13 protein-coding genes are annotated in these 15,475 nt (G+C 45.3%); 2 read left to right on the forward strand and 11 right to left on the reverse strand.

Going from position 1 to position 15,475, the window contains the following annotated elements:
* On the forward strand, positions 1-135 hold a 135-nt coding region (locus tag B5J93_RS03570; RefSeq protein ID WP_143823485.1), incomplete at its 5' end, for a transposase.
* Between the two features lie 193 nt (positions 136-328).
* Positions 329-1,165 (forward strand): exodeoxyribonuclease III, encoded by an 837-nt coding sequence (locus B5J93_RS03575; protein WP_079324692.1) that lies wholly within the window; start codon positions 329-331, stop codon positions 1,163-1,165.
* A 34-nt stretch (positions 1,166-1,199) separates the two neighbouring features.
* On the opposite strand, the gene B5J93_RS03580 is transcribed toward B5J93_RS03575, so the two are convergent.
* The 11 genes from B5J93_RS03580 to B5J93_RS03630 form a co-directional block, all read right to left on the reverse strand.
* Complete coding sequence (locus tag B5J93_RS03580; protein ID WP_158080677.1) at positions 1,200-1,859, reverse strand: FKBP-type peptidyl-prolyl cis-trans isomerase; 660 nt, start codon at positions 1,857-1,859, stop codon at positions 1,200-1,202.
* Between the two features lie 105 nt (positions 1,860-1,964).
* On the reverse strand, positions 1,965-3,131 hold the full coding sequence (locus B5J93_RS03585; RefSeq protein WP_079324675.1) for an HlyD family type I secretion periplasmic adaptor subunit: 1,167 nt from the start codon (positions 3,129-3,131) through the stop codon (positions 1,965-1,967).
* A gap of 11 nt (positions 3,132-3,142) precedes the next feature.
* A complete protein-coding gene (locus tag B5J93_RS03590; protein WP_079324677.1) occupies positions 3,143-5,365 on the reverse strand; it encodes an ATP-binding cassette domain-containing protein in 2,223 nt (740 codons plus the stop codon).
* A gap of 330 nt (positions 5,366-5,695) precedes the next feature.
* Complete coding sequence (locus tag B5J93_RS03595; protein ID WP_079324679.1) at positions 5,696-7,438, reverse strand: TolC family protein; 1,743 nt, start codon at positions 7,436-7,438, stop codon at positions 5,696-5,698.
* 478 nt (positions 7,439-7,916) lie between these two features.
* A complete protein-coding gene (locus tag B5J93_RS13285) occupies positions 7,917-8,405 on the reverse strand; it encodes a hypothetical protein (RefSeq protein ID WP_115237196.1) in 489 nt (162 codons plus the stop codon).
* A gap of 205 nt (positions 8,406-8,610) precedes the next feature.
* Positions 8,611-10,242: an apolipoprotein N-acyltransferase gene (gene lnt / locus B5J93_RS03605; protein WP_079324694.1), complete on the reverse strand. Its 1,632-nt coding sequence runs from the start codon at positions 10,240-10,242 to the stop codon at positions 8,611-8,613.
* Positions 10,243-10,419: 177 nt separating this feature from the next.
* Positions 10,420-11,889, reverse strand: a complete 1,470-nt coding sequence (locus tag B5J93_RS03610; RefSeq protein ID WP_079324681.1) for a hypothetical protein — start codon at positions 11,887-11,889, stop codon at positions 10,420-10,422.
* A complete protein-coding gene (locus B5J93_RS03615; RefSeq protein ID WP_079324683.1) occupies positions 11,886-12,776 on the reverse strand; it encodes a hypothetical protein in 891 nt (296 codons plus the stop codon). Before B5J93_RS03615 ends, B5J93_RS03610 begins: the two co-directional genes overlap by 4 nt.
* Positions 12,773-13,585 (reverse strand): hypothetical protein, encoded by an 813-nt coding sequence (locus tag B5J93_RS03620; RefSeq protein ID WP_079324685.1) that lies wholly within the window; start codon positions 13,583-13,585, stop codon positions 12,773-12,775. Before B5J93_RS03620 ends, B5J93_RS03615 begins: the two co-directional genes overlap by 4 nt.
* On the reverse strand, positions 13,582-14,637 hold the full coding sequence (locus tag B5J93_RS03625) for a stage II sporulation protein M (RefSeq protein ID WP_079324687.1): 1,056 nt from the start codon (positions 14,635-14,637) through the stop codon (positions 13,582-13,584). The genes B5J93_RS03620 and B5J93_RS03625 overlap by 4 nt, the downstream gene beginning before the upstream one ends.
* The gene (locus B5J93_RS03630; protein WP_079324689.1) at positions 14,634-15,389 is read right to left on the reverse strand and encodes an RDD family protein; all 756 of its coding nucleotides are present in this window, start codon (positions 15,387-15,389) and stop codon (positions 14,634-14,636) included. Before B5J93_RS03630 ends, B5J93_RS03625 begins: the two co-directional genes overlap by 4 nt.
* Positions 15,390-15,475 lie beyond the last annotated feature (86 nt).

Genomic DNA, 15,475 nt, shown 5'->3' on the forward strand with positions numbered 1-15,475 from the left:
CTACCGCCTTACTCACCTGATTTAAATCCCATTGAACAAGTTTGGAGTTGGATTAAAGGATTAAGACAAGATTGGAGGTTGGATTGTATTGATAAGTTGTTCTTTTATTTTATGTGGTTGTGTGGTAGTTTTTAAGTTCGGTTGGTATAAATGTTATCAATATTCAGTACGCCCTTATCAATCACGATTTACACAAATATTCATGGCATTTTGTGGTAAAATTTGCCCTTTATAAACCTTTTAAATAAACGACACCATGACCGACATCAACCCATTACACCCCAACCCACAAGCCCCAACCGCCCTAAACCCCAAACCCAACGACATCATACCGCCCAAATCCGCCCACCTTGCCAAACATGGCGACAAGCGTATCCTAAGGGTGGTATCTATCAATGTCAATGGACTAAGAGCGTCCGAGAAAAAGGGCTTATTTGACTTTATTGTCAAGTCGGACGCAGACGTGATATGTATGCAGGAGACACGGATAACCCATGAGCAGTGGACGGATAAATTTAAGCCTGTGGGTTATCATGCTCATCTGTTCCCTGCTGAGCGAGCGGGATATGCTGGCACAGCGATTTATAGTAAATTACCCTTTGTCCCAACGGACGGGCTGGGCTTTCACATTGCCGACACGCAAGGGCGGTTTACCTGTGGACAATTTGATTTGAGTGAATGGGGGCTTGATACACCTGTACACATTGCGTCTTTGTATTTACCGTCTGGTTCATCGGGCGATGATGCTCAGGCTCGTAAAGATGAGTTTTTGGAAAAATATAAAACCATCTTAAAACGCTGGCGAGACGAGAACAAATCCATCATCGTCTGCGGTGATTATAACATTGTGCATAAACGCATTGACATCAAAAACTGGTCGGGCAACCAAAAAGCGTCTGGCTGTCTGCCCCACGAACGGGCGTGGCTTGACCATATTTATGATGATTTGGGTTATGTGGACAGCTTTCGGGTGGTGCGATTTGACAGCGACATTTATTCGTGGTGGAGCAATCGTGGGCAGGCTCGTGCCAAGAATGTCGGCTGGCGGATAGATTATCACGCTTGCTCGCCCGACTGGAAGGCTCGCACAGTAGGGGCGTGGGTTTACCGAGATGAATGGTATTCTGACCACGCCCCTGTGGTGGTGGATTATGTGCTTGGTTGATATTGGGTTAAAAAGTTGGGCGATTTTTTCGCCCTTATTTTACTTCCAATAATTTGATTTTAAAAATCAAAGTCTCCCCACCTTCAAACAATGACGTCCCCATTTCTGCATACGCCAAATGGTCAGGGATATACAGTTCAATTTCGCCACCTGCTCCAATATATTGTAAACCTTCATTAAATCCTTGAATTAAATCTTTACCAAGCTGTACTTCAAATGGCGAGCGACCATAAGAACTATCAAACTCTTCACCATCTATTGTCCAGCCTTGATAGTGGAGTGCAACCTGCGAATTTGGCTTTGGTTTTTTGCCTGTGCCTTGCTTGATGATTTTGTATTGTAAGCCTGATTTTGTGGTGATGATGCCTGACTTTTTGACGTTTTCGGCTAAAAATTGCGTGCCTTTGGTGCGATTTTCTGCAATTTTTTCAATCCATTCATGCTGTCTTTGCTGTTCAATATTTGCCATTGCCAGCAAAAATTCTTCATCAGAATAACGGCTTGGGTTGCCTGCCAAAGCATCTTCTGCTGCTTGTTTGATTGCGTCAGGATAATTTTCTAGCTCATCTGGCGCGGCGATGTCTTTTAAATATTCATAAACCGCTCGGTAGGTATAGATTTCGCCGTCCGTAGGTTTGGCATAACTTGGGCTGGCAAACAAACATAATGCTAAGGCTAAAATTTTATATTTCATGCCATTTCCTAACATATGGATTTGATTGGTTCTTTTATAAACAGAGTTTGGGGTTAATTGTTGATAAACCGCCACTTTAACTCTTTGCACATTCACGCTTTTTTATCATCGCTCGCCCAGACCCTCGGACAATGTCTTGGTAATCGGTTTGGTCAGATAGGATAATACCGTCCGCTCCATTGCCTTGATATCTACACTGGCGGTCATACCCGGCTTGATGACAATCTCATCTTCACGAGCCGCCACCTGAGCTCCCGCAATACGAATCTGCACCCGATAATAGGGCTTATCGCCTTGCGGGGTTTTCTCCATGAGCGTGTCTGGGCTGATGTAGATTACCTCGCCATTCATCGCCCCAAAGATAGAATAATCATAAGCGTCCAGTTTGACACTGGCGGTCTGACCTTCTTTGACATAGGCGATGTCCACAGGCTGAACCTTTGCCTCCACAATCAAATCACTACTGGTCGGAAGCAGTTGCATGATCGTATCGCCCGGTCGCACCACCCCGCCAATGGTCGTAACAGCGATGTTATTCACCTTGCCATCCACAGGAGCAAATAGCCGTTTTTCTTCTAACACCTGCGTGCGGTCTCTGAGCTGTTCGCTCTCAGATTCTAGCTCTTCTTGGGCTTTGGTCAGCTCGGTTTGGGCATCTTCAAAGTATTTATTGCGTTTGTTGGTAATCTGTGCCTCGATGTCTGCCACTTGACGGCGAAGTCTGATCACGTCCGCCTGACTGACGTCGCCATGAGCCAATAGCGGTTCGTTCATGGCAAGCTCTCGCTTGGCAAGGTCAAGCATTTTTTGTAATGACGCCACATCTTGGGTGATGGCTTGGCGGCGACGGTTGTATAGCTCGGTTTGGTTTTGGACGTACTCGGTGTACTTTTGCACTTCTTCTGGGAAATTTAGTGGGCGGTCAAAAATCTCCGCCTCCAAACGTGCCACCCTTGCACGCAGGGCTGCCGCTTTGGTTGCTGAGTTATCCAATGCCGCCTTAGCACGCTCTTCTTCTAATATCGCCAATAGGTCGCCTTTTTTGACATCATCGCCCTCTTTGACCAGCAGTTCTGACAAAATGCCATTGTCCGCTGCCTGAATCTCTTGGGTGCGGTCAGATGCGATGACAGTCGCCTGAGCTCTGGTCACTTGGTCGATTTTAGCAAATGATGCCCATGTAATAAGCACAATGATGGTCACCAGTGCCACCCAAATAATCACACTGGGTTTACTGCGTGATTTGGCTTTTTGATAGTTTTTTTGACTCACTAGAGGCTTCCTTATGGCTGATTGGATGGACTATTGGGTGACTGGTCAATACTTTGTTGTGCTTGACCACTCTCCACTTTTTTCATGGCGTCTTTGGCGTTTTGTTCATTTTGAATAAGCTTGGATAACACCGCCTGTTTAGGTCCATCCATGACCACTTTACCATCTGCCATGATGATGATACGGTTCACCAATGCCAAGAGCCCCATTTTATGCGTTGAGACAATAAGTGTCTTGGTGGGGTCTTGGAGCTCTTGGGCAAGCACTTGCAAGCATTGATTCTCTTGCATGTTATCCATAGATGCCGTTGGTTCGTCAAGTAACCACACCGATGGCTTGGTCAGCACCAAACGAGTAAAAGCAACCAATTGCTTTTGTCCACCTGACAGACCCTTACCACCCTCACTGATTGGCAAATCCAAACCGTTTGAATGTCCTGACACCAGACGAATCAATCCCGTACGATGAAGCACTTCACCAATGACATCATCAGGGGGTGCAGGCATACCAATCAGCAAGTTTTCACGGAGCGTGCCCTGGAACAGACGATGGTCTTGTTGTAGATAGCCCACCTGTTCGCTCATAGATTCACGACTAATGTGGCTGATATCTAGACCATCTAATAATACATGACCCTCGGTTGGCATGTACAGTCCTGACAATATTTTAAGCAATGTGGACTTGCCCGAACCAATAGACCCCAATATCGCCACACGCTCGCCTGCCTTAATATCCAAATGTTCAATATTTAGAGCGTTACGCTCATTGCCTGCATAGTTAAAGGTCATGTTATGGCATTGATACCAACCATGGATCTTAGAAGGTGCTAAAGGATGGGCAACGTCGTTATTATCCTGCTCCAAGCTAAACAGACGCTCAATGTTGGCTTTGGCGGCTTTGGCGTGCGAATATTGCACCAATAGGTTCGGTGCATTCATAATGGGAGCCAAAATACGCCCACCTAGGATGGTACAAGCAATCAGACCACCAATGGTCATTCCCTGCGACATAACCACAAATGCCCCTGCAATCACAATACTTACATAGCTTATCTGCTGAAGCATTTGCACGCTGTAGTTTAGATTGTCATTGGCATGACGCATTTTTAGGTCGTTATCAATGGTATCACCTGTTACATCTAGCCATTTGGATAAAAACTTCCAATTCCCCGAGCCTGCCTTGATGGTTTCCATGCCCTCGACGGTTTCTACCAAAATTCCCGTTTTTAGATAAGAAGCGGTGGCATTTTCGGCAGAGATTTTATCAATCTTTTTACGACTTGATAAACCCAACATGATGCCAATCACTGCCGCAATCAGTGGAATGATGGCAACAATGGGTGAACCGATGACCGCAATCAACACGATAAATAAAATACTCATCGGGATATCGACAAGTGTAAAGAGCGTGCTTGCCGTAAAAAATGAACGCACCTGCTCATAGCCACGAAGCTGTGCCGCCAGCGAACCTACCGAACCTGGCATTTTATCCACACGCACCGCAAGCAGTCGCTCAAAGATGCTGCGAGAGAGCTTCTCATCAACACCAATAACCATCTTATCCATGACTTTTGAGCGAGCAAATTTCATCGCCGCCTCAAATAAAATCATGATTGCCACACCTGATGCTAGAATGATGAGCGTATATTTGCTGTTTGTTGGAATAACGCGGTCATAGACCTGCATGGAAAATAATGAGACGGCGAGGGCAAGCAGGTTGATGATGAGCGAAGCCACAACCGCCTCCACCACCACACGCTTATGTCCTTTAAGGTTTTCCATAAGCAGGTCGTGAAAGCTGACCTTTTTTTCACTGATTAACCTGTCGGACACCCTGATTTTTGCCACAAAATCCAAGTCCGAACTCTGACAAGTAACTCGCCCATCTACACCCTCAAACAGCCAGTTAAGCCCGTATTTTTGTACAATTCGCCCATAGCCAAGCGATTTATGATGGACAAATAACGGCATATAAGCAGCATCAGGCTCATCCATGATGTCAGGCTCATCAACCACACCCAACGTCTCAAGCAACACGGAAAGCTTCTCTTCGTGCGACTTAAATTCTAACACACGTGACAAAGCGGTATCCAAACGGTTTTTATCAACCGTCACGCCTACATCCTTTAGCAATTCAAAGATGGCAAGACCCAAGGCTTTACCGCCCATGCTCTCTTTGACTGGGGCGACATTTGATGATTCGGCAGGGTTGTTATTAGTTTGGTTTAACGACATTGGTTATCCTTGGTTGGTCATGCATGACAGGCGATGCATCACGATAATCTTAACACTTTATATTTTTAAGGTAGTTTATTAAGGCTCGCCTACCATTGATGATATTTTTATAAAATATGATGAAAATTCAACAGTTTCAATCAATTTTTACATCAAAACGGGCGACTGCCCTGTTTTTTAATGGACATTCTCACTGGTAAACACCAAAAGGCAGGTATGCCCTAAACAACAGCATGCCATATTTTATTGGCAATAAAACCAACGTGAATTATTATCATCGTTTAATACGCCTAATCGTACTTTCTACCATGATTGTTATTTAGCATTATCTTATTCTGTGGTTTTGACATCATCAACAATCACTGGTATCTCCTGCACCTCTTGCTCGGACATCAATTCTGACTCTGATGGCTTGGGTTGCGGCTTGGATCGCAATATCAAAATATCAAGATTTTTTGATGATTCTGTTAGCATCTCCACTCCTTCACCTTCAATGATCGTCTCCGATTCAATAACCATCCCCGATTCACTTTCCGAATCCTGCTCCGACGACTCTTGTGTCGCAACATCAATCTGCCTTAGGGACTCATCTCTAGGTGGCTCAATCCATAAATCTTCTTGATTGACGAAATTCTCTTGAAGCTCTTTTTGGGTCTTGACGGTTTCACTAAGAGTATTTGCATCATCCATCACTGGGTCAGTTGCACCATTCACTGCAGTGTTTTGGTCTTCTACATGATGGATTGGGACATGTGTTTGTGTCCATGATAAGAAATTGCGATAAGGACGAAATTCATTGATGGGGACGTGCATATTACCATAGTCTGACTGCCAATCCATCGCCCCAAAATCTACTTGTAGCTTATAAAAGCTTGCCACCATCTGACTTTGCACTTCCAAGAGTTGCTGCTCATATTGGGTGTGTTCACGCACCGCATTTAGCACTTCAAGCCACGATTTTCGCCCTGCGATAAACTGACGACCGTACGAGTCCACCACCAATTTTGCCCCATCAATGGCAAGTTTGATAGACTGTTCCCTGTCTCGTGCTGAAGTAAACTCTTGATACTGAGTCTGTAGACTTTCCATCACTGAGCGACGAGTCGCTTCTTGGGTTTGGGTTAGACTAAGTGCTCGGGCATTGGCGGCACGTGTTAGGGCAATACTTGAAAAACCCGCTCCTGGGTCATAGGACATGCCCAATGAAAACTCACCCTCATCTTCGTTATTATCATGCTCAAAAGTGTGTTGATACTGTGCGTAGATATTAGGATAACGCCCTGCTGCTTGAGCTTTGGCTTCTTGCTTGGCGGCTTCTACTTGAAAATGCTGGCGTACCACGCTAGGGTGATGACTGCCTGAATTACCAAACACCTGAGTCTCAAAATGCACCGATTGGGATTTGGCATAGTCTGTTAGGGACTTCATGGTGATATTATAATGCTTGGTACCCAGATTTTCGCCAATGAGCTGTGCCAATCTTGCTCCCGCCACTCGCTCTTGCTCTATGGCATTTTGCAGGGCATTTTGGTCTTGATAAAAACGGTTTTTTACCAAATCAAGTTCAATCTTTGCCGACACGCCCTGTGCCACACGACGTTCCATCATCGCCTCAAACTCTTTTAGGCGTGCCAAACTGTCTTTATATAACTCCTGTAAAGCAATGGCATAGATGTAGCTTCGCCAAATATCAATGGTATTTTTAGCAACCGTATTCTGCTGTTCATAAACATAAGCGTTAGCTGCTTTATTGTCATAAATGCTTTGGTTAATTTGTGCAGTCAGTCGCCCGCCTGTCCACAGTGGTTGGCGAATGGCGATGGTACTCACCAGTCCATCATCCTTATCATGTCCTGCACTAATGGTCGGTGTGGGCAACAGACCCAACTTTGCCGCTTTCATGCCTTCAACCGCAGCCATCTCGTCCGCTTTGGCTGCATTCACCAAGGGATGTGTTTGAGTGGCACGGATGAGTAATGCATCCAAATCCAAAGGATTAATGTCGGCAGACACCAACACAGGTAGCAGTCCCAATCCTAAAAGCAAGCATTTTTTTAAATTATGGTGAATCATCAAGAAGTCCAATTACTTATCACTAATAATAAGCAAAGATTATGCCAATATTGGGGGCGTATTGAATATGAATAATATTAAACTCCCTGCAAAACCAGTTTTGCGTTCACCCTAAGCTTATCAAAGGGTGGTGGAAAACTGTTAGATTTTCCAATCTCACCATGAACGGTTTTAATTTGGGGTTTTATAGGAAATTCATTAGGAAGTGTTGAACATTGATAACATTCTTATAGATATGGTAAAAGTTGACAACTTCAATCCATTTTTGCATGAAAAATGGCTAAATCTTGTTTTTTATTACAAATGTTAAAGTTCAACACGCCTTTGCATATGATAACAAATTTTACAAATGATTGCTGAAAAATTTGGATAAAGTGCAGGATTTACCCCATCGATTCAAGTTTATTACCTTGTCAAATACAAACAAAAAACCCACCCCAAGCTGACCTTCAGCATGGCGCGGGCTTGTATCTGCCAATCAGTTGGTTGTTTCTTCTGCTTTTGGTTCTGCTTCGGCAGTTGCTGTGTTATCGGCAACCTTATCTTCGGCTGTTGTGTCATGTGGTGCATCGCTTGTTGCCACGTCACTGGCAACAGGCTTATCCTCTACCGCTTTGTCTTGGACAGGTGTTTGGGCATCGCCATTTGAATCCGCTACTTGGGCAGCTGCTTCTTGCTCTGAGGCGGGGCTGGCAGGAGTGTCTGCGGTCGCATCCGGTGCGGTCGCTTCTGCCACAGCTTCTGCTTTTTGGGCATCAGTCGGGTTTGCCTCTTTTTGAGCAAGTTCATCTAAGGCTCTGCCCGCAGGTGTGGCTGAGACGGTTGCAGGCTCATGATTGCCCGCTGGGCGTAACCATGCAAAAACGGCAATACCGCCGATAATCACCAAAAGTAGAACCACGCCAATCAAAGCATGAATGATTTCTTTGGTTGGGTTGTTTTCAGAAGCATCATGTGCGTGTGCCATAAATCACCTGTCGTGTTGATGGGTTTGATTTAACCATTTATTTGGCATTTGATTTTATTTAAAATTTTAACATTTTAAAAATCACTCATCAAATGCGTGAGTTTTGTTTTTAAACGAAATAAATTTTGCCCTATTATATACCAATTTTTACCATTTTGTACAATCCCCCATTAAAATTATGGGTAATTTTTACATTTTTATATCATCAATCTCGCACACCCTCGCCCTGATAGTACAGCTCATGACTGGCATCATAGCGACTTTGGCGTTTGACGATAAAGCTAAGCCCGACCAAAATGAACGCCAACAGTAGTATCGGATAACTGCCCCATCGCATAAAAGGCGTCACCCCCGTCATCATTGGCACCTCCCCACGCAGGACGGTCGGCACAAAGGGGGTCGCTTGGCTGACGATACGCCCCTTATCATCGATAAAAGCCGTCACCCCTGTGTTGGTCGCACGCACGAACCACCGCCCTGTCTCCATGCTTCGCATTTGCACCATTTGTAAGTGCTGCAAAGGGCCTGCACTCGTGCCAAACCACGCATCATTTGAGACGGTCAAGAGAAATTGGGTGTCTTTGGCATTTTTGCGAGTGGTATCAGGATATGCCACTTCATAGCATACCGCTGACCCCATGGGCTGATTTTTGACCAGTAGTGGCTTTTGGTTGTCATCGCCACGGCTAAAACTGACCACATCTTGCATGCCTGCCAAATCAGGTAAAATATTCAACATCCCCTCAAAAGGAATATACTCGCCAAAAGGGACAAGATTTTGCTTTTTATACAGACCGCCACTGTCCTCGCCCAGTGCCAACACACTGTTATACAAATGCGGATATTCTCGTGTGGCAGGGTCAAAGTTTTCCACATCCTTATAGGGAATGCCCATGACCCACGTCGCCCCCTGCATGCGTGCGTGCGTATGCACCTCATTGATAAACTCCCACGCCTCATCTTGGAACATGGGAATGGACGCCTCGGGCCACACCACGACATCTTGCCCCCACTCGCTCGCTGACAGCTCGGCATAGATTCTTAGGGTCTCGTAGCGGTACTCGGTCAGCCATTTTAAATCTTGGGGAATGTTGCCCTGTATCAAGGACATGGATAGTTTCTCGCCCGTAGGGGTGGTCCATTTGGGGCTGATGACCCACATCACCATGGCAAACAGCACCAAAAAAGCACTGATGAGCAAAAAGCCCAATTTTTGGCGAAAGACTTCTATCACACTCGCTCCAAACAGCACCGCCACAAAGCTAATGGCAAGCACCCCAAACATCGGTGCCAATGAACTTATCCATGCCACATCAGTAAAGGCATAACCCACAAACAGCCACGGAAAACCTGTCAGTAGCCATGTCTTTGTCCATTCTTGTACCACCCACAACGATGCAAATGCCAACGGCTGACGACCCACAAAACGCACAAATGCCCACGCCATGACCGCATGAAACAGCCCCATGATAAACGCCATCACAGCTATCATGATAAGGGCAAGCCATGTCGGGATGTTGCCGTACTCATGAATGGACGTGTATAACCAAAACGCACCCACCGCCCACAGCCCAAACCCATACGCCTGCCCTACCCAAAACGCACGCCCCGCCTTATCTTCACCCACCAAACAAGCATACAGCACCATGGGCGAGAGTATGGCTATCGTCCATAGCTTATAGGGGGCAAGCGACAGTGAGAACATCGCCCCTGCCCCCAGACATAGCAGGATAGGAATGATGAGTGGCAGGCGTTTTTTGGTGGCAATTTTTTGGCGAGTGGCACGTTTGGCAATACCGACAGTTGGCGTGGTGACAGGGTTTGATTGGTAGGTCATGATAAAAAGTTGGGGCAAATAACCGCTTATTTTAGCAAATTTTTGGGGCAAATGCTTGGGTTTTGGCACAAATGGCAGGTCAAAGACGACTTTTAGCCGACCCGTGATAACAACACCGCTTCTGGCAATCTGATTTTTAGAACATCATCAGCAAGCTTATTAGCTTCATCAAACATTTTAAACATAAAATCTGCTTAATCGAGCAAAGCTACGGCTAATCCGCACAAAGTCACTCTCCTGCTCCCATGTGCCATAGAGTGCTTCATAAGCCATGTCATAGGATAGTCCCGTTTTCTCGCTCACCGCTTGGGCAATGCTTGTCTCTGTTTGCTCTTTGATATGCTCTTTGGCAAGAATGGCTTGGATAAGAGCATGACGGTTTTGGGTAAATAAAGCTGTCGCTCCATCGCTTGTCCATAGGTATTGCCCCACATGCCCAAAAAAACCAAAGATATTACGACTGGTATCTGTCTCATAAACTACTTTTGCCCCAAATCGCTTGGGCAGGGCAAGTAAGCATACGCCCACGGTCAGCACCATGCCAATCACTGACCACATCAAATGTCGCCAAAGTAGCACAAAAAATCCTGTGGACTCAACATCTGATACCAAATAAGTATGACGCTCGCCTGCCAATGCTCGCAGTAGCTCGCCATTATCGGCACGTAGCAGACCGCCCCAATAGCCATACACGCCATGCTTGTCGCCATCCAAATCGGTGAGTAGCTCCCAATCGCTAGGCATGGGCATACCCCGGGGGGTATCATCATCCACCCCACGAGAGACAGGGTTTACAAAAAACCCATCGCTTGCCAATATCGTCAATCGCCCTTTGTCAATCATCACATCAAATAGAGCATTATTTGGATGAAATAAATTGGACTGACCGCTTGTGTTTTTGCTTTGCTTTAAAGAGTGTTCGATTTTTTCTTTTTGCTCATTGGTCAAATTAGTATTTAGATTTGCTAATAATGCATGACTGTCTTGATGATAAATTTGATGATTAATGGCTTTGGCATTAGGATATTGATTAAAAAATTCATCAGCAGAAAACCATCCATAATTACTCATATTATTGACATCTTGGACAATCATCATCTCGCCATCGATAGACAGGGGCGTGGCAAAGACATTAAACGTTTTTTTGACATCATCAAACGCATTAGAGTCATGAGCGACATAATCAATCCCCAAATAACCCATCAGTGGATTTTGACCCTCTTGATAATCACTGTCCGTCTTTTGTATGTCATCACTTAGGATGTTTTTATTAAACACCACCAAATGTCCGCCATTTGCCACCCACGCCATCATTTCATCAAAATGGGGCTTATAACTGCTGGTCACGTCATAGATTACCACCATCTCATTCTTGGCATTGACAGTATCGCCAAAAACATCCATTAGTGTAGTACGTCCGCTCTCGCCTTGTAGCGTCTTGGCGTCTTTGAGTAGAGCTTGGGCGGTATAATAACGATTGGCTTGCACTTCGGCGGTTGGCGAGTATGACGTGGTTTGAACCTTGTGATGATTGTTAAAAAACCACCACGCATAAGCCATCGCACCCAACACAGCGATGGCGATGATGATGTATAGCCATTTATCTTGTGCACGCTCTTTGGTGCTTAGGGTGATTGTTCTATTCATGCCATCGCCCTTTGTCCATACAGTTTCGCCCACAACTCGATGAGTTCTAGAATGTCGCCATAATCCCCTTTGGTCACACCTTGAGGGATTTTTTGCCCGTAGGCTGACGCACGCCAAAGCTTGATGAGTCGTTCAAAATACTCACGCTCATGACTGCCTGCTTCACTTTGAGCCAGTAGCCATGCACACTCATCTTCGGTCTGATGACGGTCAATGGGCAGATGATGTCGCACCCCCATCTCTCTTAGTGTGCCACGGTATAAGGCAGACAAGGCAGGTAGCCACAACCCTTGACTGAGCAGAGATTTTAAAAACGCCACTAATTTTGAACCCTCCGGTAAATCCGTCCAAGTCATCTCATCGGGACGCCAGACTGGGGCAGGGGCAACAGGTGCTTTGCTTGGACTGGGATGTTTAAAACTTTGTAACCACACCAACCATGTCTGACGTGTCTTGTGTAGCCACCATGCCAATCCCAATAAAAAAAGCAAAGCAATCCCCTTGCCAATCACGCCCATGCCCTGACTGACACCCGTCATGTTCACATCGCCAAAGATTTTTTCGAGCCACTTGCCAAGCCATTCACCAAACTTGCTTGGCTCTTTGCTTTGCTTGGGTTTATTTCGCTCCCATCGGCTTTGGGTTGTTGTTTGACTATAAGATTCAGATGTTATGATGTCACTTAGCTCTTGCTTGACCTTATCAGAAGTGGCAGGATTGGCATTAGTTTTGCCATCAGGGACATGATATTTGTCCACGACTGAGGTCGACTCAGGTGACAGCTCGCCCGTGTTGGCAACCGCTCCTATGATAAGTTGTCCGCACAAACAGGCGATAAGGGTCATCTTTGGTAAGTGGCAGAGAGGGCTAGACAGACGATTTATCATGGCTCATCCTGCCTTAGGTTCGATGTATTGGTAGAGACATGGTTGTTGTTGATGGCGTGATGACGAGCCAGTAATTTACGAAATACTATCTCAATATCCCATCCTTCAAGCAGACTTCGCTTGCACAGATACATGGCAAAACCACTGGCGACATAAAACGGGGTCAGCATTGCCACCACACCCACATACACCATCACATCAAGGGCGATGACCAAAAGTTTTGGCAGTTGAGTTTGTTCACCCTCCCCAAAACTACTGCCAAGACCAAACATCATGGTCAAGACTATCACACTCACCGCATACAACACCATTTCCACCACAAAAACAGCCATGGCATGCCAACCAATGGCACTGTCCTGACGGCGAGACAGTACCGTCACACGCTGTTTGGCAAATTTTCCCGACTGCCTCTCTAACAGATGCACAGGCATGACCATCATTCGCCGAAGTCCAAAACGTCTTATCAGCAAGAACATCACGCTAGGCATGGCAACACGCTTCACATCATCCATCCCAAAATCATCATCAAACAATCGATGACCCAAATAAATGACCAACTCTCGCTCAAAGATAGGCTTAACCCACCAAAACAATACAACAGACAACAAACTCCACAGCTCGTCATCATCATAAAAAATATAATTAAGACCAGCCATGACGGCAATCAATGCACACAACACTGGCACATGTGACATCCACCACAACCGCCATAAGTCATAATACCAATGGCGAGCCATTGACAGCCCCAAATCCATTGCCTGATAAGCGGGCAAAGGCTTGATATTGACGGTCATTTTATCCAAATTCATGAACGTCTCCCACACAGCACCAAATACAGTGCCACAAGAGCCCAAAGCATTGCCCCTACGATGTATTTTACCATATTTGGCACAGCCGATGATGACGACCAAAATGCTTCAATAAATGCCGCAATAAACGTCATCAATGCCGCCCCACACAGTAGCTCAATACTCTCACGTCCCGCCACAACCAAAGCGTCTTTTCGTCCATACGGAGCAGGAGCAATCAAACCCAACCCCAAACGAATCCCTGCCATGCTCGCAATAACCGCTGCTGTCAGTTCAAATGAGCCATGACCTACGACAAACTGCCAAAAAGTCTCACCATAGCCCACCCCAGTCAAATGCCCTGCCACCGCACCAATCACCACACCATTATACAGTGTCAAAAAAATCGTACCAATACCAGCAAAAATCCCCAATCCGTACATCTTAAAATCAATGCCAATATTGTTTTGCACATAATGCCCAAACATCATCAAATCAGTATCACTTGCTCGGTCGCTATCTCGCCCGATATGCCCATTGGCAGGATTGTACATTGCTTCCATCTGAGCAACTTGTGAATCTGCCATGACACTATAAATCAGCCCATCATTCAAATAACAAGTCACACCCATGATAATTAACGGCAGATAAAATAAAGCAAAAGACAACCAAAACAGATGGGCATACTGATGTAGTCTGACGGGAAATGTATAAAAAATAAACCGTAAAAGTCCGCCTTGGTGCGTTTTTTTACCACCATAAATCAGCTCATGCCCCACCATGACTCGTTTATGTAGAGCATTGACCAGTGTCGGACTGTAATGACGCTGTTTGGCAAGAGCGTGATGTTCACAAATTTGTCGATAGAGTGAAATTAATGGATAATTATCTATGATGGCTTTGGTAGATTTGGTATTGTTTTGTGCTTTTTGATTTTTTAGATGGGTATAAATATCATCATCCATGAATACGCCATTATCTTGGCATAAACGGTCAAATTCTTGCCATAAAGCTGAAAATCTCTCCACAAAGGTGCTTTGCTTTACCGCCACAAAATCGTTAAGCTGACTCATGAATCCTCCAAAGTGGATTTGGCAGAAGTTTGATGGGAAAATTGTGCCATCTCTCGGGCTTGATTGTCAAAACCACGCCCAATAATGGCATTGGCAAAACCAATCAGCTCATCGCCAGCTTTTAAAGAGGTAGCTTGATGTGTTAAAGGCATTAAAATTTGAGCAAGCTCCAACCAACGCTCCTTAGGTAAATCCTCCGTACGTTCTGCAAAGGCAAGTACCGCCTGTTGTTCATCGAATAATAAAGGCATGGTTGGCAGTACAGGGTTTCGTTTGGGAATATCAAAAGTGAGTTTTTCATGACTTACATACACCACCAATGTGCCTGCCACCATATCCCCCAAACGCTTTCCCTGTGGATGAAATAGCATACAAAGCACAGCAGACACAAACATAAACGGCAAAAAATCTGCTACCCTCAATATATTTCTAATCATTGATGCTCGCCAGGTCATCGCCATACCATCATCTGTACAAACTTTGATACCATATTGTTTTTTCCCGATGGTCTGTCCGCCTCGATACACCTCAAAGAATACCATGTAAAACCAATCAATCAAAAAATAACACAAGAGCAAAACACCCATCCCTGCTTCCATAAAAAAGCTGAGTACAAAAGATAGTAATGCCATCACCCCAGCTCGGATAACAAAATCAATAAGCCACGCCCCAAGCCTTGGCACAAAGCCAGCAGGAATCATCTCAAGCGTTGTCCCTTCAGGGGTGTTATGGTAGGCAGTGTTGTCAATCATCAATATATCAAAAACAAACAATTAAAAAAACAGGTATTAAAAAAGCAAATCATACCACACTCTCCCCCACCCCCTCAACCCTCTTT

This window comes from Moraxella equi (assembly GCF_002027555.1).
Classification (GTDB): Bacteria; Pseudomonadota; Gammaproteobacteria; order Pseudomonadales; family Moraxellaceae; genus Moraxella; species Moraxella equi.